The 12,560-nt window shown below is 64.3% G+C and carries 12 protein-coding genes; 7 read left to right on the forward strand and 5 right to left on the reverse strand.

The window, feature by feature from the left end:
• Nucleotides 1–396: 396 nt before the first annotated feature.
• The 3 genes from JQ611_RS05125 to JQ611_RS05135 form a co-directional block, all read right to left on the reverse strand.
• Nucleotides 397–1,311, reverse strand: coding sequence for an SDR family oxidoreductase (locus tag JQ611_RS05125; protein ID WP_212464705.1), 915 nt, complete (start codon nt 1,309–1,311; stop codon nt 397–399).
• 135 nt (nt 1,312–1,446) lie between these two features.
• Nucleotides 1,447–2,586, reverse strand: a complete 1,140-nt coding sequence (locus JQ611_RS05130; protein ID WP_212464706.1) for a thiolase C-terminal domain-containing protein — start codon at nt 2,584–2,586, stop codon at nt 1,447–1,449.
• Nucleotides 2,587–2,591: 5 nt separating this feature from the next.
• Nucleotides 2,592–3,005 carry a Zn-ribbon domain-containing OB-fold protein gene (locus JQ611_RS05135; RefSeq protein WP_212464707.1) on the reverse strand — a complete coding sequence of 138 codons (414 nt, stop codon included), beginning with the start codon at nt 3,003–3,005 and terminating at the stop codon, nt 2,592–2,594.
• 213 nt (nt 3,006–3,218) lie between these two features.
• Here JQ611_RS05135 and JQ611_RS05140 point away from each other — a divergent pair, with 213 nt between their 5' ends.
• The 7 genes from JQ611_RS05140 (at nt 3,219) to JQ611_RS05170 (ending at nt 9,895) form a co-directional block, all read left to right on the forward strand.
• Complete coding sequence (locus JQ611_RS05140; RefSeq protein WP_212464708.1) at nt 3,219–4,559, forward strand: acyclic terpene utilization AtuA family protein; 1,341 nt, start codon at nt 3,219–3,221, stop codon at nt 4,557–4,559.
• A 1-nt stretch (nt 4,560) separates the two neighbouring features.
• A complete protein-coding gene (locus tag JQ611_RS05145) occupies nt 4,561–4,881 on the forward strand; it encodes a hypothetical protein (RefSeq protein WP_212464709.1) in 321 nt (106 codons plus the stop codon).
• Nucleotides 4,882–4,910: 29 nt separating this feature from the next.
• Nucleotides 4,911–6,266 carry an amidase gene (locus JQ611_RS05150; protein WP_212464710.1) on the forward strand — a complete coding sequence of 452 codons (1,356 nt, stop codon included), beginning with the start codon at nt 4,911–4,913 and terminating at the stop codon, nt 6,264–6,266.
• Complete coding sequence (locus JQ611_RS05155) at nt 6,259–6,945, forward strand: DUF2848 domain-containing protein (protein ID WP_212464791.1); 687 nt, start codon at nt 6,259–6,261, stop codon at nt 6,943–6,945. Before JQ611_RS05150 ends, JQ611_RS05155 begins: the two co-directional genes overlap by 8 nt.
• A 213-nt stretch (nt 6,946–7,158) precedes the next feature.
• Nucleotides 7,159–7,905 carry a 2OG-Fe(II) oxygenase gene (locus tag JQ611_RS05160; RefSeq protein WP_212464711.1) on the forward strand — a complete coding sequence of 249 codons (747 nt, stop codon included), beginning with the start codon at nt 7,159–7,161 and terminating at the stop codon, nt 7,903–7,905.
• Between the two features lie 29 nt (nt 7,906–7,934).
• Nucleotides 7,935–8,588, forward strand: a complete 654-nt coding sequence (alkB, locus tag JQ611_RS05165; protein WP_212265503.1) for a DNA oxidative demethylase AlkB — start codon at nt 7,935–7,937, stop codon at nt 8,586–8,588.
• Between the two features lie 68 nt (nt 8,589–8,656).
• On the forward strand, nt 8,657–9,895 hold the full coding sequence (locus tag JQ611_RS05170; protein WP_212464712.1) for an MFS transporter: 1,239 nt from the start codon (nt 8,657–8,659) through the stop codon (nt 9,893–9,895).
• 135 nt (nt 9,896–10,030) lie between these two features.
• Here the strand turns inward: JQ611_RS05170 and JQ611_RS05175 are convergent, their stop codons facing one another.
• Entirely contained in the window at nt 10,031–11,659 is a 1,629-nt protein-coding gene (locus JQ611_RS05175; protein ID WP_212464713.1) for a thiamine pyrophosphate-dependent enzyme, read from the reverse strand.
• A gap of 28 nt (nt 11,660–11,687) precedes the next feature.
• Nucleotides 11,688–12,557, reverse strand: a complete 870-nt coding sequence (locus JQ611_RS05180; protein ID WP_212464714.1) for a fumarylacetoacetate hydrolase family protein — start codon at nt 12,555–12,557, stop codon at nt 11,688–11,690.
• Nucleotides 12,558–12,560 lie beyond the last annotated feature (3 nt).

The raw sequence follows: 12,560 nt of genomic DNA on the forward strand, positions 1-12,560 counted from the left end.
GGCCACGCTTGCCGCGGAGGCCGCTGTCATGGTTACGGCCGTGGTGGCCAGCACGGTTGCACCGCGCAAGAGCGCACGGCGATCCAGTCCGTTCGCCTTGGCGCCAGTTGAGTGAGGCTTTTGGGGTAGCGGAGTTGTCATTTTTTCCTCCCAGTTTTTCGTTGGAAGGAGATCATGTTCCCGCAATTGGGCATAAAGCAGGCGGGTTTCGTCGAACAACCTGGGGATGAAGCGGAAGTAGCGTCCTTATGCCGGAGCCGGGCCAGCTTTGTAGGGTGGGCAATGCTGGTCGTGCGAATGCGCGCCCGATGACAGACCCCGCGTGCCCACCATCGTTCTGCGATGGATCGGTGGGCACGGCGCTGTCGCGCCTTTGCTCATCCTACGTTGTCGCGCTCAGATCGGATCCCAGGTGAAGACGTCCGCCGAGCGATCGAGCTTGGAGAATGATCCCTTCAGCGCCGGCATGCCGTGCTCGGCGATGGTCTGCGGCGTCCAGCCTTCGCTGCGGTGAACCGAGCGCACCGGACGATGCTGGCCGAACAGGAAAATTTCATTCATGCGCACACCGAAAATTTGTCCGGTGACGTCCTTGGCGTCGTCGCTGAGCAGATGGGCGCAGACCGGCGCGATCTTCTCCGGTCCCATCTGCTGGATCTTCGCGACGCGTGCCTTCTCGGCCTCGGTCTCGGTCGGGATGGTGCCGATCATGCGGGTCCAGGCGAACGGCGAGACGCAGTTCGAGCGGACGTTGAAGCGGCCCATGTCGAGCGCGATCGACTTGGACAGGCCCACGATGCCGAGCTTGGCGGCCGCGTAGTTGGCCTGGCCGAAATTGCCGATCAGCCCAGAGGTCGAGGTGAAGTGCACGAAGGAGCCGCTCTCCTGTTCGCGGAACAGCCGCGCCGCGGCGTGGCTGACATAGAACGAACCCATCAGATGCACCTTGATGACGGATTCGAAGGCTTCGACGCTCATTTTATGGAAGATCATGTCGCGCAGGATGCCGGCATTGTTGACGACGCCGTCGAGCCGGCCGAAATGATCGGTCGCCGTCTTCACGATCTTGCTCGCGGGGATCGCTTCCGCCACCGACTCGAAATTGGCGACCGCGGTGCCGCCGCGCTTCTTGATTTCTTCCACCACTTCCTCGGCGGGAGCTGCGCTGTTGCCCGCGCCGTCGGCGGCAACGCCGGGATCGTTGACTACGACTTTTGCCCCTTCGGCGGCGCAGAGCAGGGCGATCTCCCTGCCGATGCCGCGGCCCGCGCCGGTGACGATGATGACTTTGTCCTGCAGTGATTTGGCCATGGTGGTTCTCCGTCCTGTTTGTCGATAGCTGAAGGAAGCTCGGTCTTGTCATGCGCGGGCTTGACCCGCGCATCCATCCTTCTTCGGAAGATGATGGATTGCCGGGTCAAGCCCGGCAATGACAGATCAGACCTTTCACTTCTCGTTCGTAAAAATGATCGTGCCGGACGCCGCGAACATGCCGCCGACGCCGTGGCACACCGATATCCTGGCGTCCTTGACCTGCGCCGGCGCGATGCCGCGCATTTGCCGCACACTCTCCTGCAGCGCGTACATGCCGTACATGCCCGAATGCATGTAACTCAGTCCGCCGCCATTGGTGTTGAGCGGCAGCTTGCCGCCGGGGCGCGTGTTGCCCTCGGCGATGAACTTACCGGCTTCTTCGTGCGGCATGAAGCCGAGATCGCCGAGACCGAACAGCGGCAGATGCGCGAAGGCGTCGTAGATCATGAGATGATCGACGTCCTTGTGGGCGATGCCTGCCTCCTTGAACGCGAGCGGTCCCGCGGTCGTGAAGGCGCGCGAGGAGTTGAAGGTCTCCATCTGGCTGACCATCGGCGTTTCCACGCTCTCGCCGGTGCCGAGGATATAGACCGGCTTGTTCGGGAAATCCTTGGCGCGGTCGGCCGAGGTGAGGATCAGCGCGCCGCCGCCATCGGTGACGAGGCAGCATTGCAGGATGCGGAACGGATAAGCGATCATCTTCGAGTTCAGCACGTCCTCGACGGTGATCGGCGCCTTCATGGTGGCGCGCGGATTCTTCGCGGCCCATTCGCGCTGCACGACTGCAACCATGGCGATCTGCTCATGGGTGATGCCGTAGGTCTTCATGTAGCGCAGCACGGGAATCGGAAACATGCTGGGCGGGCCGAACACGCCGAACGGCGACTCGAACTGGCCGTTGAGGCTGTCCGGCGGCGTCGAGCGCGGCAGCTTTCCGATCATCGACTTGCCGCTCTCGGCGTGCGTGATCAGCACGGTCTTGCAGAGGCCTGCCTCGATCGCGGCCGCGGCGTGGCGGACATGCAGCATGAACGAACAGCCGCCGACGGAGGTGCCGTCGACCCAGGTCGGCTTGATGCCGAGGTAATGGGCGATCTGCTGCGGGGTTTCCACCGCGGTGGCGATGCCGTCGATGTCTGACAGTTTCAGTCCGGCATCGGCGATGGCGTTGAGCGCCGCATCCGCGTGCAGCTGGATCTGCGACATGTTCGGGATGACGCCGAGTTCGGTGGTCTCGGCGGCGCCGACGACGGCGACCTGGTTTCTGCGCATGGTGCTTAACCCTTCGCCGGACGGAACTGGGGAAGGGTGATCTTGTCGTCGAGCTTTTCGAAGGCGACCTCGAGCTTCATGTCGAGTTCGAGCGCTTCGGGCGTCTGCGGGCAATCGATGATGTTGCTCATCATGCGCGGACCTTCTTCGAGTTCGACGACGGCGATCGCGTAAGGCGGCGTAAAGCCGGGCGCGGCGGGGCGATGGTTGATGACATAGCTGTAAAGCTTGGCCTTGCCGCTCGCCTTGAACACGCTGACCTTGCGCGAGGCGCAGGATGGGCAGAACGGGCGCGGCGGGAAATAGACGTTGGCGCAGGCGTCGCAGCGCTGCAGGCGCAATTCGCCGGCCGCAGTACCGTCCCAGAAATGCTGGGTTTCCGGGGTCGGCTTCGGTTTGGCGCGCGCTGGCTCTGCCATGTCAGGCATTCCTCCCTGGGTCGGGCACGAGCCCGCCTGTTTCAATCTTGATGCGACATTTGACCATTCCCCGTCAACGGTCCAGCCGTGCCGCCGCATGGCCGCATTCCCGAGAAGCCAAGGGTGCGTGGAGGGCGCTTGTATGCCAGTGATTTCCCGCGCTAGGGTGTTGCTGATTGCGCCGCACGGAATGAGCGCGATGACGGAGACGATGTGCGAACGATTCGAATAGGATCCGGTGCCGGCTATTCGGGCGATCGCATCGAGCCCGCGGTCGAACTCGCCGAAAAGGGCGACATCCAGTACCTGGTGTTCGAGTGCCTCGGCGAGCGCACGGTAGCATTGGCGCAGCAGGCGCGCATGAAAAACCCCGACGGCGGCTACGATCCGCTGCTCGAAGAGCGGATGCGTGCGGTGCTGCCGATTTGTGCGGCCAAAGGCGTCAAGATCGTCACCAATATGGGCGCGGCCAATCCGGAAGCCGCCGCACGCCGGACCGCCGAGATCGCGAAGTCGCTTGGGCTGTCCTCGCTGAAAATCGCCGCCATCGTCGGTGACGACGTGCTCGATGCCTGCAAGGACGGCGATCTGCCGATCATGGAATTCGACGGCACCATCAAGCAGCTCGGTAACCGCCTGCTGTCGGCAAATGCCTATCTCGGCGCCGAGCCGATGGCAGAGGCACTGATTGCTGGCGCCGATATCGTCATCACCGGGCGGGCTTCCGATCCGGCGCTGTTTCTGGCGCCGATGATCCACGCCTTTGGCTGGGCGATGGACGACTGGAACTTGCTCGGGCAGGGCACCGTCGCCGGGCATCTGCTGGAATGTGCGGGCCAGATCACCGGCGGCTATTTTGCCGATCCTGGCTACAAGGATGTTCCGGACCTGGCGCGGCTCGGTTTTCCGATCGGTGAAGTCGGCGAGGACGGCAGCCTTGTCATCACCAAGGTGAAGGGTTCCGGTGGCGCGGTAACGGCACGGACTTGCAAGGAGCAGTTGCTCTACGAGGTGCACGATCCCCGGCAGTATTTCCAGCCGGACGTGGTCGCGGATTTTTCGCAAGTGACCATTGAGGAGATCGGGCCCGATCGTGTTCGCGTCAGCGGCGGGCGCGGCCACCAGCGAACCGAGACACTGAAAGTCTCGGTCGGCTATGTCGACAGCTATATCGGTGAAGGGCAGATTTCCTACGCCGGCCCCGGTGCGCTGGCGCGCGGCCGGCTCGCGCTGGAGATCGTGCGCGAACGGCTGAAGTTGACGGGCGTGGAATCCAACGAGTTGCGGTTCGAACTGGTCGGCGTCGATTCCCTGCATGGCGCGGAAGTCTCGGGCCGCACGAACGAGCCCTATGAAGTGCGCGTTCGGGTCGCGGGGCGCACGGAAAATCTGCGCGAGGCGGTCAGGATCGGCAACGAGGTCGAAACGCTCTATACCAACGGCCCTGCCGCCGGCGGCGGCGCCTGGAAATCGGCGCGTGATGTGGTCGCGGTGGCGTCGGTGCTGTTGCCGCGCGATCTGGCGAAACCGCAAGTTCGTTTCGTGGGGGCATAAGGTGAAGCTGCGCGAGATCGCCCATTCCCGCACCGGCGACAAGGGCAACACATCGAATATTTCCGTCATCGCCTATGACGCGAAGCACTATCCGCTGCTGCACGAGCAGGTCACCAGCGAACGGGTGAAGGCGCATTTCGCCGGGGTCGTTGAGGGCGAAGTGGTTCGCTACGAACTGCCCAATCTGTCGGCCTTGAATTTCGTGATGGCGCAGGCGCTCGGCGGCGGCGTCACCCGTTCGCTGGCGCTGGATGCCCACGGGAAATCGTTGAGCTCCGCACTGCTCGATCTCGACATTGAGCCAGGATCGGACGACAAGTAGCGAAGCGAAGAGAAGCAGCGAGAGAACTAATGCCGAACACAACAACACTTGCCTCACTCGCCGCCGATCTCGAAAGCGGAGCGACTTCCGCCCGCAAGCTGGTCGAGGAATGTCTCGCCAAAATCGCCGACGCCTCGGGTGAGGGGTCGCGCGCGTTCATCCATGTCGACAAGGAAGGCGCCCTGGGTGCGGCGGACGCGATGGACCGGCTGCGCAAGGCGCATGCGGTGCCGTCGCCCTTTGCCGGCATCCCGGTCTCGATCAAGGATCTCTTTGACATCAAGGGGCAGGTGACCCGCGCCGGCTCGCGGGCGCTGGAGGAAGATTGCACGCCGGCCGAGGCTGACGCGCCCGTGGTGGCGCGGTTGCGGCGGGCCGGGTTCATCGTGATCGGCCGCACCAACATGACCGAATTCGCCTATTCCGGCATCGGCATCAACCCGCATTACGGCACGCCGAAAAGCACCTGGAACCGCAGCGTCGGACATGTGCCCGGCGGCTCGTCCTCGGGCGCGGCGGTCTCGGTCGCGGACGGCATGGCCCACGGCGCGCTCGGCACCGACACCGGCGGCTCCTGCCGGATTCCGGCGGCTTTCAACGGCATCGTCGGCTTCAAGCCGACGCAACGCCGCGTGCCGCTCGACGGCGGCGTGCCGCTGTCCTTCTCGCTCGACAGTTTCGGGCCGCTGGCACGCACGGTGCAGTGCTGCGCGACGATGGACGCCGTGCTGGCTGATGAGCCTGAGCTACCGGTGTTGCAGCCGCGCCCTGTCAGGGGTATGCGGCTGGCGGTGCCGACCACGGTCGCGCTCGATGATCTCGATGACGAGGTTGCAAAGACCTTTGAGCGCGCATTGGAAACGCTGTCGCGGCAGGGCGCACTGATCGAACGCATCGAGGTGCCGGAATTCCTCGATGTCGGCGCGATGAACGCCAAGGGCGGCTTTGCGGCATCCGAAAGCTATGCCTGGCACCGCTATTTGATCGTGAGCAAAGGCGACGTCTACGATCCCCGCGTGCACGTCCGCATCCTGCGCGGCGAAGGCATGAGTGCGGCCGACTATATCGATCTGCTCGGCGCGCGAAAATCGTTCATCGCGCACACCGAAGCGCGCATCGCGCCCTATGACGCGCTCGTCATGCCGACCACGGCCAACACTCCGCCTGTCATTGCTGACCTCGCCGACGACAAGGCATTCGCGATGCAAAACCTGCGCGCGCTCCGCAATTGCACGCTGATCAACATGCTCGACGGCTGCGCGATCTCGCTGCCCGCGCATCGCGAAGGCGAGGTACCGGTCGGCTTGATGCTGGCGGGCGCCGGCGGAAGAGATCGCTGCATCTTTGAACTTGCGGCCGGAATGGAGAATGTCATCCGTGGTTGATCTTACCTTTACTGTTCAGGACAAGGGCGCGCCGACGCCGCTGACGCTTGCGATCGATCAGGCCGTGATTGCCGGCTGGACCGGGCGCGATCCGGTGGCACGCGACAAGCACATTGCCGAGTTGGAAGCGATCGGCATCGCGCGGCCGGCCTCGACGCCGATCTACTACCGTGTCTCCGCGTGCCGGATCACCACCACTGACAGCATCGAAGTCAGCGGCGGCGATTCCAGCGGCGAGGTCGAGTTCGTGCTGATCGGCTGGCAGGGTCGCATCCTTGTCGGCTGCGGCTCCGACCATACCGATCGCAAGGTGGAAGCCTACAGCGTCACGGTTTCAAAACAGATGTGCGACAAGCCGATGGCCTCCGTGCTGTGGGAACTGGAGGACGTCATTCGTCACTGGGACCAGATGATCCTGCGCTCCTGGGCCGTCATCGACGGCGCGCGGGTGCTGTACCAGGAAGGCACGCTCGATGCCATGCTGCCGGTCAAGGACCTGATCGAACGCGGCTTTGGCGGCAAGGGCCTGCCCGACGGCTGTGCGATGTTCGGCGGCACCTTCGCTGCCAAGGGCGGCATCCGTCCGGCGAGCCGGTTCGAGTTCGAGCTGGAAGATCCCGTGCTGAAGCGAAAGATCGGCCACGGCTACGATGTGATCGCGTTGCCGGTGCTGGGTTGATTTGTCGTCCCGGCCTAGTGCGCAATTGCGCACGGGGGCCGGGACCCATACCGCGTGATCTATCGGTAAGGCACGACGGCAGAGGCCTTTCGCAACATTCCAGCCGGTGGTTATGGGTCCCGGCCCCCGTGCGCAATTGCGCACTAGGCCGGGACGACACCGTTAACGGAAATCGGGTGGCGTGATACGGCGCGACTTGCGAAACTGCCCGCCATGAAAGCAACCGCAAAAACCACCGACCTCCGCCCATCCCCCGACATCGCCGCCCGCGTCGATGCCATCGACTGGACGCAGGTGACGGCCGATCTCGACGGGCAGGGCTGCGCTGTGCTGAAGGGTTTGCTGTCGCCGGACGAATGCCAGGCGATCGCGGCGCTGTATCCTGACGACAGCAGGTTCCGCAGCCGCATCGTGATGGGGCGTCACGGCTTTGGCCGCGGCGAATACAAATATTTCTCCTATCCGCTGCCCGACCTGATCGCGGAACTGCGCCCGGCGCTGTATGCGCGGCTGTGCGGCATTGCCAATCGCTGGAACCAGACGATGGGCATCGATATCCGCTATCCCCTGGCGCATCAGGCGTTCCTGAAACGGTGCCACGATGCCGGGCAGGTGCGGCCGACGCCGCTGCTGCTGCAATATGGGCCCGGCGACTATAATTGCCTGCACCAGGATCTCTATGGCGAGCATGTGTTCCCGCTGCAGGTCGCGATCCTGCTCTCGGAACCGGGGCGCGATTTCACCGGCGGTGAATTCGTGCTGACCGAGCAGCGGCCGCGGATGCAGTCGCGGCCCGAGGTGGTGCCGCTCGCACAAGGCGACGCGGTGGCATTTGCTGTGCATCACCGCCCGGTGCAGGGGACGCGCGGGTTCTATCGCGTTAATCTGCGCCATGGCGTCAGCCAGATCCGGTCCGGCCATCGTCATACTGTCGGCGTGATCTTTCACGACGCCAAGTAATTCACCACGCCATGTGAGTGCGAAGCGAATTGACTGCAGATTTGTTCGACGCCATCGCCGATGTGCAGCCGTCGCGGGAAGCGATGGCCGACGGCGCCGTGCTGCTGCGCGGTTTCGCGCTGCGCTTTGAAGCCGATCTGATCCCGGCGCTGCGCGAGATCGTGGCGCAAGCGGCGTTCCGCCATATGTCGACGCCGGGCGGTCATCAGATGTCGGTGGCGATGACCAATTGCGGCAATGCCGGCTGGGTCACCGACCGCACCGGTTATCGCTATGACGGCATCGATCCCGAGTCCGGCCAGCCGTGGCCGGCGATGCCCGCGGTGTTTCGCGAACTGGCCGCCGAAGCGGCGACCGAGGGCGGCTTCGAACACTTTTCACCCGATGCCTGCCTGATCAACCGCTACGAGCCGGGCGCCCGGATGTCGCTGCATCAGGACAAGGACGAGCAGGATTTTGCCGCGCCGATCGTCTCGGTGTCGCTCGGGATACCGGCGATCTTCCTGTTCGGCGGATTGAAACGCAGCGACAAGCCGGCGCGGTTTCGGCTGGTGCATGGCGACGTCGTGGTCTGGGGCGGGCCGTCGCGCTTGTTTTTTCACGGCGTCGCACCGCTGGCCGACGGCGAACACGCCGTATTGGGCCGCCAGCGCATCAATCTGACGTTCCGCAAGGCGCGCTGACGCGAGCTTACCGGCTTCCCATCGAAGTTTCGTCTGGTCTATGCTCTCCGCCGGGCGGGGAGCGAAATATGACCACGACTGAAGTAAAGGCCGGCAGCGGCGCGGGCGCCAGCCGCACCGGCATCTACCTGGCCGTGCTGCAACTGATCTTCACGCTGGGCTGGACCACTTACGTCATCTATCTGCCGAAGCTCGCAGCCCAGGTCGGGATCGCACCTGGCATGGTGATCTTCATCCTGATGCTCGATCAGGCGATCTTCACCATCACCGACACCGCGATGGGAATTGCGGCCGACAGGATCGCGCCCTTCATCGGCCGGCTCGGTGTCTTCGTCGGCATCCTGACCGCGATCTCCTGCGCGGCGTTCGTGGCGTTGCCGTTCGTGGCCGGCACGGGTCCGGGCGCACAAGCCTGGTTCATCGTGCTGATCGTGATCTGGGTCGTGACGTCGTCGGCGTTGCGTGCACCGCCGCTGACGCTGCTCGGCAAGCATCGCGCGCGGTCACAGGTGCCGCTGCTGGCGGCGCTGGCGATGCTGGGTTACGGCCTGGCCGGCGCGGTCTCGCCCTATCTCGGCACGGTGCTGCGCAACCAGGATCCGCGGCTTCCGTTCCTGATTTCGGGCGTCGTCCTGCTGCTCACCACGTTGGCGCTGTCGAAGGTCGAGCGGGACGCTGCGGCGCAAACGCCCGCCCCGAGCGCGACGGCGGTCCCGGCCAAAGCGCTCAGCACGATCCCGATGTTCTTCATTGCATCGATGGTGATCCTGTCGCTCGGCTATCAACTGCATTTCAGCCTCAACAGCTCGTCGTTCTTCCTGCGTTTCACGACGCAAGATCAGTTGCAGTGGCTGCTGCCAGTGTTCTGGATCGGCTTTAACATCGCGATGTTTCCAGCGAGCGTCGTGGTCAAGCACCGCGGTGGGTTGTTCGTGATGGGTGCGGCCGGCCTCTTCGGCGCGTTGGCGGTGCTCGCCGCCGAGCTGTCAGGCAGCCTCAACGTCCTTATTGTCGCGCAGTTCGTGGCGGGCGCGGCCTGGGGTTGCATGCTGATGAGCGCGGTATCGGCGGCGCTGGCGATCGGGGACACCGGCGCCGAGGGCAAGGTGATCGGGCTGATGTTTTCAGCGTTGGCACTGGCGACCTTTGCGCGGATGGCGGCGGTCGCCGGCGGCCTGCAAAAGCTGCCGGAATACGCGCCGCTGTTGCACTGGGCGCCGGTCGCCTGCTGGGCGGTCGCGGGTGCGGGCCTGTTGGTGATCGCGGCTTCGCGAATGCAGCGAAGTCTGCAGGCGGGGAAAATCTAGATTTTCCTCATCCCCGCGCAACGGCTTTGCCGTTGTCGCTGGAGGAGCGGCCTTCAGGCCGCGTCTCGAAGGATGTGCCACGGGCCTCATGGTTCGAGACGGCGCCGAAGAAACGCCTCCTCACCATGAGGATAATCACGGCTTCGCCGGATGAATGAACGTCCACGGGCTGACTTCCGAATCGGTCGGCACTTCCACCGAAATCACATACGGCCCGCCATCGGCCAGCGCCTTTTCCAGCGCCGGACGAAAATGATCCGGCGAGGTGACGCGCGCGGCACCGACACCAAAGGATTCCGCGAGCTTGACGAAATCCGGATTGACCAGATCGGACGCCACCACACGGCCGTCGAAGCGTTCGCGCTGGTCGCGGCGCACATTGCCGTAGGCGTTGTTGTTGAAGACCAGCGTCACCACCCCGATCTTGAACTGCACGGCGGTCGACAGTTCCTGCACGCCGAACATGAAGCCGCCGTCGCCCGTGATCGCGACCACCGGCCGGTCCGGATGCGCGACCTTGGCGCCGAGCGCGGTCGGGAATCCCGAACCGAGCGTGCCCTGATAGCCCGAGGTGATGAAGGTACGCGGCTCATAGATCGGAAAGCCGTACCAGGAGGCGAAGCCGACCTGCGACAGTTCGTCGGTGACGATGGCATTCGGCGGCAGCACCTCGCGCAGGATGTTCAGATAGGCCATCTGCGGCTGTACCTTCTGGATCTCCTGATGTGCCGCAGCGGTGGCTTCGCGGATCGCGGATCGCCGTCCGTTGGTCCTGCTGTAACCGGCTTTTTTCACCGCCGCGACCAGATCGGCGGTACCGGCCTTGGCGTCGGCGACCACGGCGGCGTCCGGCGTCAGCCGCCGCATTTCCGACGGATCGATATCGATACGGATCGACTTCAGGCCGGCCGGCTGGAACGGCCATCGGAATCCCGAAGCTGGCAATTCCATGCGCGTCCCGATTCCGATCATCAAATCGGTCTGCGGCCACAATTTGTAGGCCGCCGCCATCGTCAGCCCGAGTTCATGCGCATTGGAGACGATGCCGCGGCCGCTGCGGAACGCCACCACGGGCGCATCGATCATTTCGGCCAGTTCGAGGATTTCCTCGCGTGCATGGATCGCGCCGCTGCCGACAAAGATCATCGGCCGCTTGCTGCCGGATACCAGCGCCGCCGCCGCTTTGATGCGGTCAGGGTCAGGCTGCGGCGCCGGGAAGGGATCGAACGGAGTCGAGCTTGCCACCTGCGCACGCTGCGTGAACACGTCCCAGGGCATTTCCAGCGACACCGGACCGCGGCGCCCCGACAGCATTTCCTGGAATGCGCGCGAGACCTTTGCCGGGGCGTCGTCCGGATATTCGATTCTATCAGCCCATTTGACGAAGGTGCGCAGCGTTGCGAGCTGGTCCGGCATCTCGTGCAGATGGCCACGGCCCTTGCCGAGAAACGCCGTCGGCACCTGGCCGGTCAGGCATAGCACCGGCTCGTTACAACCGAACGCCGTCAGCAGCGCCGCACCGGCGTTGAGCACGCCGGGGCCGGGCACCACGCTAAAGACGCCGGGCTTGCCGCTGGCGCGCGCATAGCCAAAGGCCATATAGCCGCAGGCCTGCTCGTGCCGCGCGCCGATCACTTTCAACTGTGCCTGATGGAAGGCGTCGAACAGCCCGTAGACCTGCGCGCCGGGCAGGCCGAACACGGTATCGACGGCGTGCGCGACGAGGCCGTTGACGATCGCTTCGCCGCCGGATGTTGAAGTCATGTCACTGTTCCATCATTGCAGAGATTGTTCAGGCCTCGTCGGCCACACCGTTGCGCAGCATGCCGACGCCTTCGGCTTCGACCTCGATAACGTCACCGGGCTTGAGGTAGCGCGGCGGATCGAACCGTGCGCCGGCCCCCGTCGGCGTTCCCGTCACGATGACGTCGCCGGGCACCAGCGTGGTGAAGGTCGAGATGTAGTTGAGGAGATAACGGAAGCCGAAGATCAGCCGCGAGGTGCGGTCGTCCTGTCGCGTCTCGCCGTTGACCTTTGTGGTCAGGCGGACATCTGCGATCTGCGATTCACTGGTGTAGGGAACCAGCCACGGGCCAAGGCTGCCGGTGGAATCAAAGTTCTTGCCCTGGGTGACATTGAACTTGGCGTGCCGCACCCAGTCGCGGATGGTGCCTTCATTGCACAGCGTGACGGCGGCGATGTGATCCAGCGCGTCGCCCTCCTTGATATGACGGCCGGCCTTGCCGATCACCAGCACCAGTTCGCCCTCGTAATCGAGCTGCGCTGACGCGCGCGGACGCACCAGCGGCGCGTTGTGGCCGACAAAGGAGCGCGGCGTGCGCATGAACATGCTGGGGAATTTCGGTGCGTCCTGGCCGTCCTTGTATTCGGCGTTGCGGTCCGGGTAGTTCACGCCGATGCAGATGATCTTTTCCGGCGCCGGGATCGGCGGCTGCCAAGCGATGGCGTCGAGCGCATGATCCGGTGAGCGCTTTGCGGCGTCCTCGGCCAATTTCATCAGCGCGCCGGCGGCGATGGCTTCACGCAGCGTCGGATATTCTTGTCCGAAGCGCGCGGAGAGATCGATGATGCCGGTGTCGGTGACGGCACCGTATTTGGTGACGCCGCCGATCGAATAGGTGGCGAGGCGAGGTGAGGTCATCTG

The organism is Bradyrhizobium sp. AUGA SZCCT0182 (genome assembly GCF_018130185.1).
GTDB lineage: Bacteria > Pseudomonadota > Alphaproteobacteria > Rhizobiales > Xanthobacteraceae > Bradyrhizobium.